The following is a 20121-nucleotide window of genomic DNA, read 5'->3' on the forward strand; positions in this document are numbered from 1 at the left end:
GCTGGCTGCCCTCACGCTTTTGGCTGAGGGCACCGCTGTTCTTTCCAGTGTTCCACCGCCATAATTCGCCGGCGGGTCAACTCTTCACGAATGGCCGGACCGCTAAATCCCGCATCAATCACTTCTTTATTCGTCACCTGTTGCGCCGCGTGCCAGGCCTCGCGCAGCAGGCGGCCCTGATAATAATCCGTGGCTTCAAACGTCGTTCTGCCCCGCACATCAGCTTCGCTGGTCAGCGCAACCTGTTCCACGCGCTGCGGCTTGCGCCAGGCGTCGATAGCATCAAACAGCTTAACGATAGTCTGTGGCTTAAGGATGGGCAGGGTGTGGATCAGATCGTGATATTCGGCCACCAGCTTTGCCAGATCGCGCAGCTCGTTAGGGACTTTCAAGCGCGCGCAGAGATTCTCCACCAGCTTCACGCCCGCCGGACCGTGGCCGTGATGGCGCGGCCAAAGATGTTTCGGGGTTAATCCTTTGCCCAGATCGTGGCAAAGGGTGGCAAAACGCACATCAAGATCCGGGCTGAGCATCGCCGCCATAGATAAGGTCATCAGTACGTGGATGCCGGTGTCGATTTCCGGATGCCACTTCGCCGGGGCGGGTACGCCAAAGAGAATATCGAGCTCCGGGAACAGCACCTTCAGCGCACCGCACTCGCGCAGCACCATAAAATAGACCTGCGGATTTCGGCTGGCGAGGGCGTTTTCCGTTTCCTTCCACACGCGCTCCGGCGTCAGGTGCTCCAGTTCGCCTGCGGCGGTCATGTCGCGCATTAGCGCCAGGGTTTCATCGGCGATACGGAAACTCAGGTGCGCATAGCGGGCCGCAAAACGGGCCACGCGCAGCACGCGCAGGGGATCTTCATTAAATGCGGGGGAAACGTGGCGCAGCAGGCGCATTTTCAGATCGGCAAGGCCGTTGTAAGGATCGATAATCGTGCCGTCATCATCCTGCGCCATCGCGTTAATCGTCAGATCGCGGCGCAGCAGATCCTGCTCCAGCGTCACGTCCGGCGCGGCATAGCAGCTAAAGCCGGTATAGCCAAAGCCGGATTTTCGCTCGGTGCGTGCCAGCGCATATTCTTCGTGAGATTTTGGATGCAGAAATACCGGAAAATCACGGCCTACCTGCTGGTAGCCCGCGTCCAGCATCTCCTGCGGGGTGGCACCAACCACCACCCAGTCTTTATCTTTAACCGGTAGCTTTAACAACGCATCCCGAACTGCACCACCGACCAGATAACTCTTCACACCGCTTCCCCATCGTTACATTCCCGTTAATGATACGTAACTCCGGGGAAGATGGCGAATCGGCGTCAGCTCATCCAGCGGTCTTTGCGTTTACGGCTTGGGATCATGTGCGGCAATATCAGTCCAAGCAGTAAACCCGCGCCGAGCACGCCGCCGCCATACATAAACCACTGCATGATAATCGAGCGCTGTTTGTCATCGATTTGCAGGTTGGCGGCATCCACTTTCTTTTGCGCCACAATCAGCTCGTTTTTAAGCTTCTGGTTTTCCTGCTTCAGACCGTTGATCACGCCATCGCTCTGCGCCACTTTCTGCTGCATTTCAGCCGTGCGCTGATTCCAGGTGTTATCGATATTGGTCAGTTTATCGGTCAGAGTTTTGACCTGGTTTTCCAGATCCGGTACGCGGGTGCGCAGACTCGGTGTACTGTTCAGTTCTTTTTGCGGGATCCACGCGGTGCGGCCGCTGCTGTCACGCACCTGCGCATAATTGGTGTTGTTGTCAGTTTGTAGCAGGACAACTTCTTCGCCGGCGTTCAGTGTACCCAGCAGGCGGTAATTATCGCCCGGGCCGCTACGTACCCAGGTGTTCAGTTCATCAGAAACGTAACGCTTTTCTTCGGCGTGAGCCACAGTAGTAACGCTAAGTGCGATTAAGGTCAGTCCAATCAGGCGTAATTTTGGCATCAGGCAGTCGTTATTGTCATAAAAAGTGGAACGATAGTAGTGGCATCAGTCTGACGAGGCAAAGTATTCAGCATCAATAAGAATCATCCAGGTCGAACTCGCCACTTCTGCGAATTTTCAGGCAGCCAACTGTCTCACAGAATGGCAATTTGGCGCAAAATACTATCTACTGACAAACATCAGGGGCGTAAGTTCGCCGAAAATTTTCACTGTTGTGACTTAACCATAAGTACAAGACCATGGCTCAAGAAATCGAATTAAAATTTATCGTCAATCCCCAAAATGTCGACGCGCTGCGCAATCACCTGCACACGCTGACCACGGAACACGTCGCACCCGAAAAACTGCTCAATGTTTACTATGAAACGCCGGATAACTGGCTGCGTGGACATGACATGGGCCTGCGCATTCGCGGCGTTGGCGAACGCTACGAAATGACGATGAAAATCGCCGGTCGTGTCGTGGGCGGTCTGCATCAGCGGCCGGAATATAACATCGATCTTGAACGCCCGGAGCTTGATCTGGCGCGCTTCCCGGCGGAAGTCTGGCCGGAAGGCGGCTTGCCTGAGGATTTAGCCGCTCGCGTCAGCCCGCTGTTCAGCACTGATTTTGAGCGGGAAAAGTGGCTGGTGAATGTGGGCAGTAGCCGCATTGAGATCGCGCTCGATCGGGGCGAGGTGAAAGCCGGTGAGTTTCAGGAGCCGATCTGCGAGCTGGAGCTTGAACTGCTGAGCGGCGAGCGTGACGATGTGCTGAAGCTGGCGCACCAGCTGGTCACCCAGTCCGGCCTGCGTCAGGGCAGCCTGAGCAAAGCGGCGCGCGGGTATCATCTCGCGGCAGGCAACGCCCCACGCAAGATCAAACCAACCGGTATTCTGCCGGTGGTACCGAAAGCTACCATCGAACAGGGGCTTGAAGCCTCCCTCGAGCTGGCGCTGTCACAGTGGCAGTATCATGAAGAGCTGTGGGTGCGCGGCGAGGCGGCAGCCAAGGAGGAAGTGATGAAGGCCATTGCGCTGGTGCGCCATGCGCTGACGCTGTTCGGCGGTATTGTGCCACGTAAAGCGAGCGCTCACTTACGTGATCTGCTGACCCGTACGGAAGCCACCATTACCTCTGCCGTTTCTGCTGAAACCGCGGTGTACAGCACCGAAACGGCGATGGCGAAACTGGCCCTCACCGAATGGCTGCTGACACGCGGCTGGCGTCCGTTCCTCGATGTGAAAGGCGAAGCGAAAATCGGCGAGTCGTTTAAACGTTTTGCCGATACGCACCTTTCCCGCCACGCCGCTGAACTGAGAACCACCTTCGCGCATCCGCTGGGCGATCGTTATCGCGACCAGTTGCCACGCCTGTCTCGTGACATCGACAGCGTGCTGCTGATGTCCGGTTTTTATAACCAGGCGCAGGCTAAGGCGTGGATTGAAAACTGGCAGGGTCTGCTGCACGCCATCAAAACCGGCCAGCATATTGAAATTGAACATTTCCGTAACGAAGCCAACATGCAGGAACCGTACTGGCTGCACAGCGGAAAACGCTAATTAAGGCAAAGGATCACCTCACGATGATGCCACTCTCCTCCTCCTTACAACAGCACTGGCAGACGGTGATTGAACGCCTGCCTGAACTTACGCTAAGCCCGCAGGCGCAGTCGGTGCTTACGTTCAGTGATTTTGTGTGCGACAGCCTCATTGCACACCCCGACTGGCTGACCGCCCTTGAACGGGAACCGGTCAGGGCGGATGAGTGGCAGAATTATGCCGGTTTGTTGCAGGCGACGCTGGCCGGGGAGCAGGATGAAGCAGGCCTGATGCGCGAGCTGCGTCTGTTTCGCCGCCGCATCATGGTGCGCATCGCCTGGGCGCAGGCGCTGTCGCAGATTTCCGATGAGGAGACGTTAACGCAACTGAGCGTGCTGGCGGAAACGCTGATCGTCGCCGCGCGCGACTGGTTGTATGACGCCTGTTGCCGGGAATGGGGCACGCCGTGCAGTCAGGAAGGCCAACCCCAGCCGATGCTGATCCTTGGCATGGGTAAACTCGGCGGCGGTGAGCTGAACTTCTCTTCAGACATTGATCTGATTTTTGCCTGGCCAGAAAATGGCGTGACCCGCGGTGGACGACGTGAGCTGGATAACGCGCAGTTCTTCACCCGGCTGGGGCAGCGGTTGATCAAAGTGCTCGACCAGCCGACGCAGGACGGCTTTGTTTATCGTGTGGATATGCGTCTGCGACCCTTTGGCGACAGCGGGCCGCTGGTGCTGAGCTTTGCCGCGCTGGAAGATTATTACCAGGAGCAGGGGCGCGACTGGGAGCGTTACGCCATGGTGAAAGCCCGGATCATGGGCGATAACAACGGAACCTATACCAACGAGCTGCGCGCCATGCTGCGGCCGTTTGTCTTCCGCCGTTATATCGACTTCAGCGTGATCCAGTCGCTGCGTAACATGAAGGGCATGATCGCGCGCGAAGTCCGCCGCCGTGGCCTGAAGGACAACATCAAACTGGGCGCGGGCGGTATTCGCGAAATCGAATTTATCGTGCAGGTATTCCAGCTGATCCGCGGCGGGCGCGAGCCGTCGTTGCAATCCCGTGCGCTGCTGCCGACGCTGACGGCTATCGATCAACTGAACCTGCTGCCGCACGGCGATGCTGACGCTCTGCGCGCCGCCTATCTTTATCTGCGCCGTCTGGAAAACCTGCTGCAAAGCATCAACGATGAACAGACCCAGACCCTGCCGGGTGACGATCTTAACCGTGCGCGGCTGGCATGGGGGATGAATGCACCGGACTGGGATGCGCTGATGCAAACCCTGGCAACGCACATGGCGGCAGTGCGCCGCGTGTTTAACGAACTGATTGGCGACGATGAATCGGCGTCTCCTGATGAACAGCTGTCTGAGCAGTGGCGCGAGTTGTGGCAGGATGCGTTGCAGGAAGAAGACACCACGCCGGGGCTGGCGCATCTCGCCGATGAGGATCGTCGGCGCGTGGTGGCGCTGATCGCCGATTTTCGTAAAGAACTCGATAAACGCACCATTGGCCCGCGCGGGCGTCAGGTACTCGATCACCTGATGCCGCACCTGCTGAGCGAAGTCTGCTCCCGGGATGATGCGCCGGTGCCGTTATCACGCCTCACGCCGTTGCTGACCGGTATCGTGACACGCACCACCTATCTGGAGCTGCTGAGCGAGTTTCCCGGTGCGCTCAAACATCTGATTTCCCTGTGCGCCGCCTCACCGATGGTGGCGAGCAAGCTGGCGCGTTATCCGTTGCTGCTGGATGAGCTGCTTGATACCAGTACGCTGTATCAGCCGACGGCGACCGATGCCTATCGCGACGAGCTGCGCCAGTATTTGCTGCGCGTGCCGGAAGAGGATGAAGAGCAACAGCTGGAGGCGTTACGCCAGTTTAAGCAGGCGCAAATGCTGCGCGTTGCTGCCGGTGACATCGCTGGCACGCTGCCGGTGATGAAAGTGAGCGATCACTTAACCTGGCTGGCGGAAGCGATCATTGATGCCGTCGTGCAGCAGGCGTGGACGCAAATGGTGGCGCGTTACGGGCAACCCACCCATCTTCACGATCGTGAAGGGCGCGGTTTTGCGGTGGTAGGTTATGGCAAACTCGGCGGCTGGGAGCTGGGCTACAGTTCCGATCTCGATCTGGTGTTTTTGCATGACTGCCCGGCAGAAGTGATGACCGACGGCGAGCGGGAAATCGATGGACGTCAGTTCTATCTGCGCCTCGCTCAGCGCATTATGCACCTGTTCAGCACCCGCACTTCGTCGGGCATTCTGTATGAAGTGGACGCGCGTCTGCGCCCGTCCGGCGCGGCGGGCATGCTGGTGACCACCGCAGACGCGTTTGCGGATTATCAGCAGCATGAAGCCTGGACGTGGGAGCATCAGGCGCTGGTGCGTGCGCGCGTGGTGTATGGCGATCCCTTGCTCAAAACCGCGTTCGACACCATTCGCCGCGATGTACTGATGAAGCCACGGGCAGGGGAAACCCTGCAAAAAGAGGTGCGCGAGATGCGCGAGAAAATGCGGGCGCATTTAGGTAACAAGCACAAGGATCGATTTGATCTGAAAGCCGATGAGGGCGGCATTACCGATATTGAGTTTATCACCCAGTATCTGGTGCTGCGCCACGCGTGCGACAAGCCAAAGCTGACGCGCTGGTCCGATAACGTGCGCATCCTTGAACTGCTGGCGCAAAACGACATCATGGATGACAACGAAGCGCAGGCGCTGACGCAGGCCTATACCACGCTGCGCGATGAGCTGCATCATCTGGCGTTGCAGGAACAACCCGGTCATGTGCCGCTGTCGTGCTTTACGGAGGCCCGCCAGCAGGTGAGCGCCAGCTGGCAGAAGTGGCTGGTGGAACCGTGCGCTTAACTGCCAGTGTGGTATTATCGCGCGCAAAATTTTGAAATTGCCTGGAGTCTGGAATGAAAGTAACGCTGCCAGAGTTTGAACGTGCAGGTGTCATGGTAGTCGGTGACGTCATGTTGGATCGCTACTGGTACGGCCCAACCAGCCGTATTTCGCCGGAAGCGCCGGTGCCGGTCGTGAAAGTGGATACCATCGAAGAACGTCCAGGCGGCGCGGCGAACGTGGCGATGAACATCGCTTCACTGGGCGCAAACTCGCGTCTGGTAGGCCTGACCGGTATCGACGATGCCGCGCGTGCGCTCAGCAAAACGCTGGCCGGCGTTAACGTCAAATGCGATTTCGTTTCCGTTCCCACGCATCCGACCATCACCAAGCTGCGCGTGCTGTCGCGCAACCAACAGCTGATCCGCCTCGACTTTGAAGAAGGCTTTGAAGGTGTTGATCCTGAACCGCTGCATGAGCGTATCAGCCAGGCGCTGAACAACATTGGCGCGCTGGTGCTATCTGATTACGCCAAAGGCGCGCTGGCGACGGTACAGCAGATGATCACCCTGGCGCGTGATGCGGGCGTGCCGGTGCTTATCGATCCGAAAGGCACTGATTTTGAGCGCTATCGCGGTGCTACGCTGTTGACGCCGAACCTCTCCGAATTTGAAGCGGTGGCGGGCAAGTGCAAAAGCGAAGAAGAGATCGTGGAGCGCGGCATGAAAATCATCGCCGACTTTGATTTTTCGGCGTTGCTGGTAACACGCTCCGAGCAGGGCATGACGTTGCTGCAACCGGGTAAAGCGCCGCTGCATATGCCGACCCAGGCGCAGGAAGTGTATGACGTTACCGGTGCCGGTGATACGGTGATCGGCGTGCTGGCGGCGACGCTGGCGGCAGGCAACACGCTGGAAGAGGCCTGCTATTTTGCCAACGCGGCGGCCGGTGTGGTGGTCGGTAAACTCGGTACCTCAACGGTATCGCCTATCGAGCTGGAAAATGCGGTACGCGGACGTTCAGAAACCGGCTTCGGCGTGATGACTGAAGAGGCTCTGAAAGAGGCCGTGGCGGCCGCGCGTAAACGTGGCGAGAAAGTGGTGATGACCAACGGCGTGTTCGACATTCTGCACGCGGGTCATGTCTCTTATCTGGCCAATGCCCGTAAGCTGGGGGATCGCCTGATTGTGGCGGTTAACAGCGATGCGTCCACGAAACGCCTGAAAGGGGAAACGCGTCCGGTGAACCCGCTCGAACAGCGCATGATCGTGCTCGGCGCGCTGGAAGCCGTGGACTGGGTGGTGCCGTTTGAAGAGGATACGCCGCAGCGCCTGATCGCAGGCATTCTGCCGGATCTGCTGGTGAAAGGCGGGGATTACAAGCCTGAACAAATCGCCGGTAGTGAAGAAGTGTGGGCGAATGGTGGCGAAGTGATGGTGCTTAATTTTGAAGATGGGTGTTCAACCACCAACATCATCAAGAAGATCCAGAAAGACAGCCAGTAAGCAGGGGTGCCCGGCAGCGCGATGCTGTCCGGGCAAAAACTTTTATTTCTGTACGTCCGTATCGATATCTACCGCATCAACCGGCGGAATGGCCGGCGCCGGCTTCACTTCTTCTGCGCTGTGACGCGTTTCCAGATCGCTGATGCGTTGCTCCAGCAGCGCCAGCTTCTCGCGGGTGCGCAGCAGCACCTGCGTCTGCACATCGAATTCTTCACGGCTGACCAGATCGAGACGCGTCAGTTGCGATTGCAGCGTCTGACGAATTTTTTTCTCGACGTCTTCGCCAAATTCGCGAATGCCCTTCGGCATGGATTCGTGAACCTGACGGGCAATCTGTTCAATTTTCTTCGGGTCAATCATAGTCGTTCCCTGTTCGTGTGGGTAATAGCATACATTGTAGCGTGTTAAGCGCAGGGTTAAACCAGATTTGTTTACCACGCGGGCATTGCCGCCAATAATCAATGGCGTTATAGTTATTGCGCTTATTCTCAGGGCGGGGCGAAATTCCCCACCGGCGGTAAATCGGCAGGTGAAAACCTTATGCTGAAAGCCCGCGAGCGCTTCAGGTGCAAATCTGAAGGTCAGCAGATCCGGTGTAATTCCGGGGCCGACGGTTAGAGTCCGGATGGGAGAGAGTAACGATCCAGACGGGCGTGGCCCGTTCACGTTATTTTTTTGCCGCTATGCGGTACTCCTAAGACTGCCCTGATTCTGGTAACCATAATGTTAATGAGGTTTTTTTACCATGAATCAGACGCTGCTTTCTTCTTTTGGCACTCCTTTTGAACGCATTGAACGTGCGTTAGCCGCACTGCGCGAAGGCCGTGGTGTAATGGTGCTTGACGACGAAGACCGTGAAAACGAAGGCGATATGATTTTCGCCGCCGAAACCATGACTGTTGAACAAATGGCACTGACGATCCGTCACGGCAGCGGTATCGTCTGCCTGTGCCTGACCGACGAACGCCGTAAACAGCTCGACCTGCCGATGATGGTGGAAAACAACACCAGCGCATTCGGCACCGGTTTTACCGTGACCATCGAAGCCGCGCATGGCGTGACGACCGGCGTATCGGCCGCTGACCGTATCACCACTGTTCGCGCTGCGATTGCTGATGGCGCGAAGCCGTCCGATCTGCATCGTCCGGGTCACGTGTTCCCGCTGCGCGCACAGCCGGGCGGCGTACTGACCCGTGGCGGCCACACCGAAGCGACCATCGATCTGGTCACGCTGGCCGGTTTCAAACCTGCTGGCGTACTGTGTGAACTGACCAATGATGATGGCACCATGGCGCGCGCGCCGGAGTGCATTGCTTTTGCGGAGCAACATAATATGGCGGTGGTCACCATTGAAGATCTGGTGGCCTATCGTCGTGAGCATGAGCGCAAAGCCAGCTAAGCTGTCATGGTATGCCGTACGCTCGTGCGGCATACATCATCTTCCCCGTTTCACTCCCAGAATGATTTAGCCAATACCCAGAAACTGTAACAGTACCAGGCTCAGTCCCATCACCGACATACCGCACAACACGCCGTAGCTGGGGTTGTTGTTAGGATCGATCTCTTTTGCCAGCGGCATCAGTTCGTCCACCGACAGGGCAACCATAATCCCCGCCACAGCCGCCATGATCGCCGCCATCAGCAGTGGTGATAGCAGACTGCCAAGGATCAGCCACGCCAGCACACCGCCCAGTATTTCCGCCAGACCCGAGATACCCGCCCAAAAAATCGCGGTGCGTTTAGAGCCGGTGGCGGCATAGACCGGCCCGGCAACCGCCAGACCTTCAGGAATATTGTGCAGCGCCACGGCGAGGGCAATGCCAAAGCCGAGTTCAAGGTTGTTACTCGCCGTCACATAGGTGGCAATGCCTTCCGGAAAGTTGTGCAGACTGATGCCAAGCGTCAGGAGGATCGCGGTGCGCCGGAGGTTACGCGGCAACGGCTGGCTTTCACTGGCGGGCAGCAAATCCTGCGGGTGGGCATGAGGCAGCAGGCGATCGAGCGCAAAGTAGCCGAGCAGGCCGACGATAAACATGCCGTAGCCGAGAACCGGTGGCATATCCGGCGTGGCTAACGCCGCAGGCAGCATCTCCATCAAAGAAATTAACAGCATGATGCCCGCCGCAAAACCGAGCGAAAATGCCAGCACGCGATTGGAGGGTTTTTGGCCTATCACGCCGAGAATAGCGCCGATAAAGGTGGCCGCCCCAGCCAGTAAGGTCAGGATCAAGGGAACTGACATTAACAACTCCTTGTGATAATCATTCTCATTTATGTTAATGAGGATTAATGGCGAACGCGAGCGGGTCATTCATCCTTTACGCATTTCTTACATTCAAAATTCCTGATGATCTTCATCACGGTTATCTGCGTTTATCCGCGTCAGAAAAAGCGTAAGGTAACCACATATTATTTAGCCGCTTTGTAAGGATATGACCATGTCAGTACCGCGTATGCCAGCACTATTTTTAGGCCACGGCAGCCCGATGAATGTTCTTGAAGATAACATTTACACCCGCGCCTGGCAGCAGCTTGGCGAGACGTTGCCGCGTCCGAAAGCCATTGTAGTGATCTCCGCCCACTGGTTTACCCGCGGCACCGGGGTCACTGCTATGGCGGAGCCAAAAACTATTCATGATTTCGGTGGTTTTCCGCAGGCGCTGTATGACACGCATTATCCGGCGCCTGGTTCACCTGAACTGGCGCAGCAGCTGGTCGATCTCCTGGCGCCGGTACCGGTGACACTGGATCAGGAAGCCTGGGGTTTTGACCACGGCTCCTGGGGCGTACTGATCAAGATGTACCCGAATGCGGATATTCCCATGGTGCAGCTCAGCCTCGACAGCACTAAGTCTGCGGCCTGGCATTACGAGTTGGGGCGCAAGCTTGCCACGCTGCGCGACCAGGGCATCATGCTTATCGCCAGCGGCAACGTGGTGCACAACCTGCGCACGGCGCGCTGGCACGGTGATAGCACGCCTTACCTGTGGGCCGTCTCATTTAACGATTATGTGAAGGATAACCTGACCTGGAAGGGGCCGACGGAGCAACATCCGCTGGTGAATTACCTCGATCACGAAGGCGGTTCGCTGTCGAATCCGACGCCGGATCACTTCCTGCCACTGCTCTACGTGCTGGGTGCGTGGGACGGACAGGAGCCGGTAACCATTCCGGTGGAAGGTCTGGAGATGGGGTCGTTGAGTATGCTGTCGGTTCAGATTGGGTAAACAAAAAACCCGGTAAACAGAACGTTACCGGGTTTTATTTTATTCCACGAAGATATGTGGATAGAAGCGCGACAGATCCTGGGTGATCAGCGCCCGATCTTCACGAATGCCGATCCCGGCGGGTTGATCGTTGATAAGCCAGCTGCCGATAAGCACGTAGCTGTCGCCGAATTTCGGCAGCGGGCAGAACTCCTGCACAATCATGCCTTCTTCGCCGTACGGGCCTTCGGCCTGCTCAATGGTTTTGCCGTTTTCAATGATCGACACGTTAGCGCCTTCGCGCGAGAAAATCGGCTTCACCACGTACTTTTCAGGCGTGGGGTGATCGTCTTCGGCAAACCAGGCAGGCAGCAGGTTCGGATGATCCGGGAACATCTCCCACAGCATCGGTAATAGCGCCTTATTGGAAATAATGCTTTTCCACGCCGGCTCCAGCCAGCGCACGCCCGCGTCTTCCAGCTTGGTGGAGAACATCTCGCGCAGCATATATTCCCACGGATAGAGCTTGAACAGATTGCTGATCACCTGATCCTGCAAATCGCTGAACTGGCCCTTTTCGCCGAGACCAATATCTTCGATAAACAGGAATTCAGTGGCGATGCCGGCTTCGGCGGCGCAATCCTGTAAATATTGCACGGTACCGCGATCTTCAACGGTATCGCGGCAGCAGGCCATGTGCAGCAGGTTAAAACCGAACTGTTCACGCAGCTCGCCAAAGCGATCGATGAGCTTTTCCTGCAGGCTGTTGAACTGGTCACTACCAGCGGGCAGATTGCCGGCATTAAGCTGATCTTCAAGCCACAGCCACTGGAAAAACGCGGCTTCATACAGCGAGGTCGGCGTATCGGCGTTGTTCTCCAGCAGCTTCGGTTCACCCACACCATCCCACGCCAGGTCGAGGCGGGAATAGAGCGACGGCTGTTGCGTCTGCCAGGACTGACGCACAAAGCCCCAGGTATGTTTAGGAATGCGGAATTTGGTCATCAGCGCATCGCTGGCGATCACCTTTTCCACCACCTTCAGGCACATCTGATGCAGCTCTGCCGTTACGTCTTCCAGTTTTTCAACCTGCGCCAGGGTGAGCTTGTAGTAGGCGTCTTCACACCAGTACGGCTCGCCATACATGGTGTGAAAATTAAAGCCGTATTCCGTGGCTTTTTCGCGCCAGTCCGGGCGCTCAACAATACTGATTCTTTCCATGCGTATCAGCCGCCCATTGAGCGTGAAGAGGTGCCAGCAGCGCTACGTTGCATGGTGGATTGTTTCGCGACCGATTCCCCGAAGCCGCCACGGGTCACCGTGGAGGTGGTGGCTGGTTTAGGTGCCAGCGCGGTTTTCGGGACGGTGGCAGTACGGCCTGGCTGTGCGGCGCCATAGCCTTTGCCTGAGGCATCGGTGTACTGGCCATAAGCCGGGCTGGCCGGGTTACGGGAGGTGAACAGCGGTTGCTGAGCAAAGCCTGCGCCGCCGCCCATCATACGGCCCATCATATAACCCGCCATCAGCGGCATCCAGAAGCTACCGCTTTGTTGTGTTTGCGCCTGGTTTTCCGGTGCTAAACCGGCCTGAGCAGGGGCCTGCTGGCACTGGCCTTCGCCAAATTCAGCCACACAGTCTTCGCGCGTGGCGTATTTCGGCGCAGTACGTTCAGCTTCTTTCTTGGCGTTATTAAAGGCCGTGGTACATTCCGCGCTTTTGCCAGGATTGGCGCTGGTGCAGTCGTCCGCGTTTTGATACATGGATACCGTTTCGTCGCTTTGTTCGCAGCCTGCCAGCATAAACACAGCAGTGACAGCAAAGGCGACCGGCGTCAGGTGGCGTGCGCTCCAGCTTTTGCGGAACGTCGCATGATTAATCGTTTTTGTCCGTTTCATAGATGTCTTCCAGAGCCCAGAGTTACAGCAAGGTGAATAGTGCTCAGGATAGAGGATGAGTGGTCGAAAATGAAGCGCGAACAGGTCAGAAGGGGAGTGGAGGGGTGATCTTTACGTTGTCTTACGTTGAAATGGGGGCTGACGCCCCCATTGCAGAGATTAACGGCTAAATGGATTCGCGCCGTTACGGGAATTGCTGGTGGCGGCAGGGGCTTCAGCTGTCGTCGCAGATTGCGTATCAGCGGCGATGTTCTGCACACGGGCATCCTGCTGCGGGTTTTCCGGAGCCACGGCTTCAGGCGTGGTGGAGGTCGGTTTACCCAGCGTGCTGTTCAGCGCCAGCAGATCCTGCTCGTTCAGCGTACCGAGCGCAGATTTGATGTTCAGCTGGTTAATCAGGTAGTTATAACGCGCGCTGGAAAGCTGCTGCTTGGCGTTATAGAGCGCCGTGGTGGCATCCAGCACATCCACGATGGTACGTGTACCTACCGAGTAACCCGCTTCACTCGCATCCAGAGAACTTTGCGCAGAAACCACGGCCTGCTCATAGGCCTTGATGCTGCTGATGGACGCGTTGATATTGTTAAACGAAGAACGGACGTTCTGTACTACGCTGCGGTGTGCGGTTTCGAGCTGCTCGCTGGCACCGACAAAGTTGTACTGCGCCTGTTTCACCTGCGAGTTCACCATTCCGCCCTGATACAGCGGCAGGGAGAAGCTTAAGCCCACTTTGTTCTGGCCGGCATTGCTGTCGTCAAACTGCGCGTTATTGGTTTTCGAACCGCTGTAAGAGGTGTCAGACACACCGGTAGAAGCGGTCAAATCCAGCGTCGGCAAATGGCCGTCCTGCGCCTGGCGGATTTGCTCCCGCGCCAGGTCCTGATTCAGACGTGCCTGCAACAGCGCCAGGTTGCGGCTTTCCGCTTCTTTCAGCAGCGCGTTTACCGGCTGCGGCTTGTTGGTTTTGAAGCTATCAACGTTCAGCGATGCCAGTTCCGGGTAGTAGTTACCGGTGACCTGACGCAGCTGCTCAACGGCGTTATCCAGATTATTACGCGCGGTAACTTCGTTCGCCAGCACGGTGTCGTACTGTGAACGGGCGTTCTGCACGTCGGTAATGGCAACCAGGCCGACGTTAAAGCGCTGCGTGGTTTGATCGAGCTGGCGATAGATCGCCTGTTTCTGCGCTTCGGTATAAGAGAGCGAGTCAATCGCACTCAACACGTTGAAGTAGGCGGTGGCGGTATTCAGGATCAGCGTCTGCTGGTCAGTCTGGAAGGTCACATCCTGGATACCCGCGGCTTTTTCTTGCAGGGTCAGTGCACGCCACTTTGACATATCAAACAGGGTTTGTGTAAGTTGCAAAGAGGCGCTGGTGGCATTGGAATTCACACCGTTGGTGTCGCGGAAGCCATTGCTGTAGGTGTAATCCGCACCCAAACCCAGCTGTGGCAGTAACGGGCTGCGTGCTTCGTTAATTTTCTCGAATGCAGCATCACGGTCTGCCGCAGACCTGCGCAGTTCCGGGTTGCTTAAACGCGCCTGCTTATAAACCTGCAACAGGTTTTCTGCCTGGCTCATGGCGCTGAAACCTGCAAGGCTCAGGCCGATTAGGATGGGGAGCAATTTCTTCATTTGCATTCCTTGTTGTGAAGCATGATATAGCGCTGATCAAAGAGTAAAAATAATTGCCGATTCTAGCAGAGACTACCATGGCAAAAGGTTGGCGTTACGTGCCATCCGGCGTTAATTTGCACCAATCTATCACAAGGTACAGTAAACGGCAGGCATACTGCCTTGAAATCCACAATTTCATCATTATTCAGGGCGGGATGAATCATGAATAAAGACAAACCAGTTGCCACGACTTTCACCAAAAATGATGTAGAAATTATTGCACGGGAAAAACTGTACAGTGGTTTTTTTTCGCTCGATTTATACCGTTTTCGTCATCGCCTTTTCAACGGCGAAATGAGCAACGAAGTGCGCCGTGAAATTTTTGAACGCGGTCACGCTGCGGTATTGCTACCCTATGACCCAGTGCGCGATGAAATCGTGCTGATCGAACAAATCCGTATCGCCGCGTATGACACTAGCGAAACGCCCTGGCTGCTGGAGCTGGTGGCCGGTATGATCGAAGAAGGTGAAACCGTCGAGGACGTGGCGCGGCGAGAAGCGGTAGAAGAAGCGGGCCTTGAGGTTGGCCGCACGAAGAAATTTATGAGCTACCTGGCAAGTCCAGGGGGCACCAGCGAGCGGTTATCGCTGCTGGTTGGTGAAGTGGATGCCACGCAGGCCAAAGGCATACATGGTCTGGTGGACGAAAACGAAGATATTCGTGTTCATGTGGTGAGCCGGGAACAGGCTTATCAGTGGGTTGAAGAGGGGAAAATCGACAACGCAGCATCTGTCATCGCCTTGCAATGGCTGCAGCTGCATTATGAAGCATTGAGAAAAGAGTGGATAAAATGAAGCGTTACACACCTGACTTTCCTGAGATGATGCGCCTGTGCGAAACCAACTTCGCGCAGTTGCGACGCCTGTTGCCACGTACTGACGCACCCGGCGAAACAGTGAGCTATCAGGTGGCAAATGCGCAATACCGGTTAACGATCACCGAGTCCACCCGCTACACTACGCTGGTGGAAATCGAACAAACGGTTCCGGCGATTAGCTACTGGAGCCTGCCGTCACTGACGGTACGTCTTTATCATGATGCGATGGTCGCTGAAGTGTGTTCAAGCCAGCAGATTTTTCGCTTCAAAGCACGTTATGATTATCCAAACAAAAAGTTGCATCAACGCGACGAAAAGCATCAAATTAATCAGTTTTTAGCCGACTGGCTGCGGTACTGTTTAGCACATGGAGCAATGGCGATTCCGGTTTGTTAGCGTCGTGAAACCTAAGGACACCATTTGGAAAGCCTGTTAAATCTGGGGCTGGCTGGTGAGGCCAACATCAGGATCTTACAAATAACCGATACTCACCTGTTTGCTGAGAAGCATGAAACGCTATTGGGCGTGAATACCTGGGAGAGCTATCGTGCGGTGTTGGACGCTATTCATGCCCAACAGCGCGAATGCGATCTTATCGTCGCCACTGGCGATCTGTCGCAGGATCACACCGCTGCGGCCTATCAGCACTTTGCTGATGGCATCGCAAGCTTTGATGCGCCCTGCGTATGGTTGCCGGGAAATCACGATTTTCAGCCCGCCATGTACAGCACTCTTCAGGATGCGGGTATTTCCCCGTCTAAGCGTGTTTTTGCCGGCGATCGCTGGCAAATCTTGCTGCTCGACAGCCAGGTGTTTGGCGTGCCGCACGGCGAGCTGAGCGAATTTCAGCTCGACTGGCTGGAGCGCAAGCTGGCGGACGCGCCTGACCGTCATACGCTGCTGTTGCTGCACCATCATCCGCTACCGGCGGGATGTGGCTGGCTGGATCAGCACAGCCTGCGTAACGCGCAGGAGCTGGACAACGTGCTGGTGCGCTACCCTCAGGTTAAGTATCTGTTATGCGGTCATATCCATCAGGAACAAAATCTGGACTGGAACGGTCGCCGTCTGCTCGCCACACCGTCAACCTGCGTACAGTTTAAGCCGCACTGTTCCAACTTCACGCTGGATACCGCCGCGCCCGGTTGGCGCTGGCTGGAGCTGCGTGCTGACGGGACGCTGCACACGGAAGTCTGCCGCCTGCAAAGTACGCAGTTCCGTCCTGATACCGGTTCAGAAGGCTACTGATGTCTACGCTCCTTTATTTGCATGGCTTTAACAGCTCACCGCGTTCGGCGAAAGCCACCCAGTTTCAGCAGTGGCTGGCCCGGCATCATCCGCAGATCAACATGGTGATCCCGCAACTGCCCCCCTACCCTGGCGACGCCGCAGAACTTCTGGAAACGCTGGTGCTCAGACACGGCGGTGAACCGCTTGGTATTGTCGGCTCGTCGTTAGGCGGCTATTACGCCACCTGGCTGTCGCAATGCTTTATGCTGCCTGCCGTGGTAGTGAACCCGGCGGTGCGGCCCTTTGAATTACTGCGGGATTTTTTAGGGCAGAACGAGAACCCCTACACCGGTCAGCAATATGTGCTAGAGTCTCGCCATATTTACGATCTTAAAGTCATGCAGATTGACCCGCTGGAAGCGCCGGATTTACTCTGGCTGTTGCAGCAAACGGGCGATGAAGTGCTGGATTACCGCCAGGCCGTCGCGTATTACGCGTCATGCCGCCAGACAGTTATCGATGGCGGAAACCATGCCTTTGTGGGCTTTGACGATCATTTCACACAGATTATCGATTTCCTCGGACTGCATTAAGTCTGTCGGGAAACGATGCGATCACAATCTACGAACAAACCATGACGCAATCCTATAACGCTGATGCCATTGAGGTACTGACCGGGCTTGAGCCGGTTCGCCGCCGTCCGGGGATGTATACCGACACCACCCGCCCTAACCATCTGGGCCAGGAAGTTATTGATAACAGCGTGGATGAAGCGCTGGCAGGTCACGCGAAGCGCGTGGATGTCATTCTGCATGCCGATCAGTCGCTGGAAGTTATCGATGATGGCCGCGGCATGCCGGTGGATATTCACCCGGAAGAGGGCGTTCCGGCAGTGGAACTGATCCTCTGCCGTCTGCACGCGGGCGGTAAATTCTCCAACAAAAACTATCAGTTCTCCGGCGGCCTGCACGGCGTAGGGATCTCCGTCGTCAACGCCCTTTCCCGGCGCGTGGAAGTGAACGTGCGCCGCGACGGCAAAATTTACAACATCGCTTTTGAAAACGGCGAGAAGGTCAAAGAACTGGACGTGACCGGCACCTGCGCGAAGCGCAACACCGGCACCAGCGTCCACTTCTGGCCGGATGAAAGCTTCTTCGACAGCCCGCGTTTCTCGGTATCACGTTTGACGCACGTGCTGAAAGCCAAGGCGGTGCTCTGCCCTGGCGTGGAAATCACGTTCAAAGATGAAGTGAATGGCAGCGAGCAGCGCTGGTGCTATGCCGACGGACTTACCGACTACCTGGGCGAAGCGGTAAATGGCCTGCCCACACTGCCGGAAACGCCTTTTGTCGGTAGCTTTGCCGGTGATGTGGAAGCGGTGGACTGGGCGCTGCTGTGGCTGCCGGAAGGCGGCGAGCTGCTGACTGAAAGCTACGTCAACCTGATCCCCACCATGCAGGGCGGCACACACGTTAACGGCCTGCGTCAGGGTCTGCTGGATGCGATGCGTGAATTCTGCGAATACCGCAATATTCTGCCGCGCGGCGTGAAGCTGTCGGCGGAAGACATCTGGGATCGCTGCGCTTACGTGCTGTCGGTCAAAATGCAGGATCCGCAGTTCGCCGGGCAGACCAAAGAGCGCCTCTCTTCACGTCAGTGCGCGGCCTTCGTGTCCGGCGTGGTGAAAGATGCCTTTACTCTGTGGCTGAACCAGAACGTCCAGTCGGCAGAAATGCTGGCGGAAATGGCGATTTCCAGCGCCCAGCGCCGTATGCGCGCCGCCAAGAAAGTGGTACGTAAAAAGCTCACCAGCGGCCCGGCACTGCCTGGCAAACTGGCGGACTGTACCGCGCAGGATCTGAACCGTACCGAACTGTTCCTCGTGGAAGGGGACTCGGCGGGCGGCTCAGCCAAACAGGCGCGCGATCGTGAATTCCAGGCGATCATGCCGCTGAAAGGTAAGATCCTTAACACCTGGGAAGTCTCGTCGGATGAAGTGCTGGCCTCTCAGGAAGTGCACGACATTTCGGTGGCGATCGGTATCGATCCGGACAGCGAAGATTTAACCCAGCTGCGCTACGGCAAGATCTGCATCCTCGCGGATGCGGATTCTGACGGCCTGCACATCGCCACGCTGCTGTGCGCGCTGTTTGTGAAGCACTTCCGCACCCTGGTCAAGCACGGGCACGTCTATGTGGCGCTGCCGCCGCTGTACCGTATCGATCTCGGTAAAGAGGTGTACTACGCGCTGACCGAAGAGGAAAAAGCGGGTGTGCTGGAACAGCTCAAGCGCAAAAAGGGCAAACCGAACGTCCAGCGCTTTAAAGGCCTTGGCGAGATGAACCCGATGCAGCTGCGCGAAACCACGCTCGATCCCAATACGCGCCGCCTGGTACAGCTGACCATCAGCGACGAAGACGATCAGCGTACTAACGCGATGATGGATATGCTTCTGGCGAAAAAACGCTCCGAAGATCGCCGCAACTGGTTGCAGGAAAAAGGCGACCTCGCCGAACTCGACGGCTAACCCTGTCCCTGAAGCCGCTTTCACGCAGAACGTGGAAGCGGCTTTTCTGTTTTATGCGTCTTCCGGTACTGCAATGGCGTTTCGCCAATTCCTTTCTTAAACGCGCTGATAAAATAGGTCACATCGGAAAAACCGACCACCGCCGCCACCTCGCTGACGCTCAGCGGGCTATGCAGTAGCGCCTCACAGGCTTTGCGCAGGCGAATAGTATTCAGGTACTGGTGCAGATGCTCCCCGGTTTCCAGATGAAAACGGCGCGACAGATAGCTGCGCGATTTCCCCAGCTCCTGCGCCAGCGTGTCGAGACTGAATTTTTGCTTATAGTTCTCCTCCAGCCAGAACATCACCTGCGTCGCCAGGCTCTGACGATGATCCGACGGCGCCGCGTTATCGTCCGGCAGCATACTGAACAGGGACAGCAACAGGCAGGCGACCTGCTCCGCATTCAGCGGCGCGCTGGCGGCGAGACGAGCGTACAGGCTGAACAGATTATCGAGATGGGCGTGCTGGGCGGAAGCGTCCACCACCAGCGCCGGGCCGCCGCGCGTCGACAGCTTGTGCAGACGCTGCTGATTTTGCGGGAAATCGCGCAAAATTTTCAGCACCGCATGGTGATCGACATGAATAATGGTGCGGCGATAACAGTCCTGCGCCTGCTCATCGACCATCACCTTGTGCAGCGTAAAGGGCGGGAAAATAAACAGCCGCCCTGGCCGCATGGTGTACTGCCGGTTATCGACAATGGCGATGCCGTAGCCTTCCTCGACATACAGCACTTCAAGACATTGATGCCAGTGATGGTAACGCACCGTGTTCGCGAACAAACGGCTGAATGACACGATGGCATCGTTAAGCGTGATTAACTCCAGCCGGTCCGACGGCAACATTTCTGTCATGGTGCAATATTTCTCAACTTTTTCCGCGCTAAATCCATTTATAAACCCTT

At 56.6% G+C, this 20121-nt stretch carries 18 protein-coding genes and 1 riboswitch; of the genes, 10 read left to right on the plus strand and 8 right to left on the minus strand.

Going from position 1 to position 20121, the window contains the following annotated elements; all coding sequences use genetic code 11:
• Window positions 1–11: 11 nt before the first annotated feature.
• Window positions 12–1253 carry a multifunctional CCA addition/repair protein gene (locus tag KW828_RS19345; protein ID WP_218337884.1) on the minus strand — a complete coding sequence of 414 codons (1242 nt, stop codon included), beginning with the start codon at window positions 1251–1253 and terminating at the stop codon, window positions 12–14.
• A 65-nt stretch (window positions 1254–1318) separates the two neighbouring features.
• Window positions 1319–1939 (minus strand): TIGR04211 family SH3 domain-containing protein, encoded by a 621-nt coding sequence (locus KW828_RS19350; protein WP_218337885.1) that lies wholly within the window; start codon window positions 1937–1939, stop codon window positions 1319–1321.
• 239 nt (window positions 1940–2178) lie between these two features.
• On the opposite strand from KW828_RS19350, the gene KW828_RS19355 reads away from it, so the two are divergent.
• Genes KW828_RS19355 through hldE form a run of 3 tightly spaced genes read left to right on the plus strand, consistent with a single transcriptional unit; the run spans window position 2179 to window position 7822 of the window.
• Window positions 2179–3480: an inorganic triphosphatase gene (locus KW828_RS19355; RefSeq protein WP_218337886.1), complete on the plus strand. Its 1302-nt coding sequence runs from the start codon at window positions 2179–2181 to the stop codon at window positions 3478–3480.
• A gap of 23 nt (window positions 3481–3503) precedes the next feature.
• Entirely contained in the window at window positions 3504–6338 is a 2835-nt protein-coding gene (gene glnE, locus KW828_RS19360) for a bifunctional [glutamate--ammonia ligase]-adenylyl-L-tyrosine phosphorylase/[glutamate--ammonia-ligase] adenylyltransferase (RefSeq protein WP_218337887.1), read from the plus strand.
• A 53-nt stretch (window positions 6339–6391) separates the two neighbouring features.
• Window positions 6392–7822 (plus strand): bifunctional D-glycero-beta-D-manno-heptose-7-phosphate kinase/D-glycero-beta-D-manno-heptose 1-phosphate adenylyltransferase HldE, encoded by a 1431-nt coding sequence (hldE, locus tag KW828_RS19365; protein WP_218337888.1) that lies wholly within the window; start codon window positions 6392–6394, stop codon window positions 7820–7822.
• A 42-nt stretch (window positions 7823–7864) separates the two neighbouring features.
• Here the strand turns inward: hldE and ubiK are convergent, their stop codons facing one another.
• On the minus strand, window positions 7865–8182 hold the full coding sequence (gene ubiK, locus KW828_RS19370; protein ID WP_218337889.1) for a ubiquinone biosynthesis accessory factor UbiK: 318 nt from the start codon (window positions 8180–8182) through the stop codon (window positions 7865–7867).
• A gap of 120 nt (window positions 8183–8302) precedes the next feature.
• Window positions 8303–8463, plus strand: a riboswitch (FMN riboswitch).
• A gap of 104 nt (window positions 8464–8567) precedes the next feature.
• On the opposite strand from ubiK, the gene ribB reads away from it, so the two are divergent.
• Window positions 8568–9221, plus strand: coding sequence for a 3,4-dihydroxy-2-butanone-4-phosphate synthase (gene ribB, locus KW828_RS19375; protein ID WP_218337890.1), 654 nt, complete (start codon window positions 8568–8570; stop codon window positions 9219–9221).
• 66 nt (window positions 9222–9287) lie between these two features.
• Here the strand turns inward: ribB and zupT are convergent, their stop codons facing one another.
• Window positions 9288–10064 carry a zinc transporter ZupT gene (zupT, locus tag KW828_RS19380; protein ID WP_218337891.1) on the minus strand — a complete coding sequence of 259 codons (777 nt, stop codon included), beginning with the start codon at window positions 10062–10064 and terminating at the stop codon, window positions 9288–9290.
• A 196-nt stretch (window positions 10065–10260) separates the two neighbouring features.
• Between zupT and ygiD the strand changes: the two genes are divergently transcribed.
• Window positions 10261–11049 (plus strand): 4,5-DOPA dioxygenase extradiol, encoded by a 789-nt coding sequence (ygiD, locus tag KW828_RS19385; RefSeq protein WP_218337892.1) that lies wholly within the window; start codon window positions 10261–10263, stop codon window positions 11047–11049.
• A 39-nt stretch (window positions 11050–11088) separates the two neighbouring features.
• Here ygiD and KW828_RS19390 read toward each other — a convergent pair whose 3' ends face one another.
• From KW828_RS19390 to tolC, 3 genes are all read right to left on the minus strand, one after another.
• Window positions 11089–12249, minus strand: coding sequence for a glutathionylspermidine synthase family protein (locus tag KW828_RS19390; protein ID WP_218337893.1), 1161 nt, complete (start codon window positions 12247–12249; stop codon window positions 11089–11091).
• A gap of 5 nt (window positions 12250–12254) precedes the next feature.
• Window positions 12255–12923 carry a DUF1190 family protein gene (locus KW828_RS19395; protein ID WP_088221812.1) on the minus strand — a complete coding sequence of 223 codons (669 nt, stop codon included), beginning with the start codon at window positions 12921–12923 and terminating at the stop codon, window positions 12255–12257.
• Window positions 12924–13082: 159 nt separating this feature from the next.
• Entirely contained in the window at window positions 13083–14558 is a 1476-nt protein-coding gene (gene tolC, locus KW828_RS19400; protein WP_218337894.1) for an outer membrane channel protein TolC, read from the minus strand.
• Window positions 14559–14762: 204 nt separating this feature from the next.
• On the opposite strand from tolC, the gene nudF reads away from it, so the two are divergent.
• The 5 genes from nudF to parE are packed head-to-tail and all read left to right on the plus strand — an operon-like array spanning window position 14763 to window position 19175.
• On the plus strand, window positions 14763–15395 hold the full coding sequence (gene nudF / locus KW828_RS19405; protein WP_218337895.1) for an ADP-ribose diphosphatase: 633 nt from the start codon (window positions 14763–14765) through the stop codon (window positions 15393–15395).
• Window positions 15392–15814, plus strand: a complete 423-nt coding sequence (locus KW828_RS19410) for a DUF1249 family protein (RefSeq protein WP_072569742.1) — start codon at window positions 15392–15394, stop codon at window positions 15812–15814. Before nudF ends, KW828_RS19410 begins: the two co-directional genes overlap by 4 nt.
• Window positions 15815–15838: 24 nt before the next feature.
• Window positions 15839–16666 (plus strand): 3',5'-cyclic-AMP phosphodiesterase, encoded by an 828-nt coding sequence (cpdA, locus tag KW828_RS19415; RefSeq protein ID WP_218337896.1) that lies wholly within the window; start codon window positions 15839–15841, stop codon window positions 16664–16666.
• Window positions 16666–17241, plus strand: coding sequence for an esterase YqiA (gene yqiA, locus KW828_RS19420; RefSeq protein WP_218337897.1), 576 nt, complete (start codon window positions 16666–16668; stop codon window positions 17239–17241). The genes cpdA and yqiA overlap by 1 nt, the downstream gene beginning before the upstream one ends.
• A gap of 41 nt (window positions 17242–17282) precedes the next feature.
• Window positions 17283–19175: a DNA topoisomerase IV subunit B gene (gene parE, locus KW828_RS19425; RefSeq protein ID WP_218337898.1), complete on the plus strand. Its 1893-nt coding sequence runs from the start codon at window positions 17283–17285 to the stop codon at window positions 19173–19175.
• 20 nt (window positions 19176–19195) lie between these two features.
• On the opposite strand, the gene KW828_RS19430 is transcribed toward parE, so the two are convergent.
• A complete protein-coding gene (locus tag KW828_RS19430; protein ID WP_218337899.1) occupies window positions 19196–20071 on the minus strand; it encodes an AraC family transcriptional regulator in 876 nt (291 codons plus the stop codon).
• Window positions 20072–20121: the final 50 nt, after the last annotated feature.

Origin of the sequence: Enterobacter sp. ENT03, assembly GCF_019218745.1 — a bacterium.
Taxonomy (GTDB): domain Bacteria; phylum Pseudomonadota; class Gammaproteobacteria; order Enterobacterales; family Enterobacteriaceae; genus Enterobacter_D.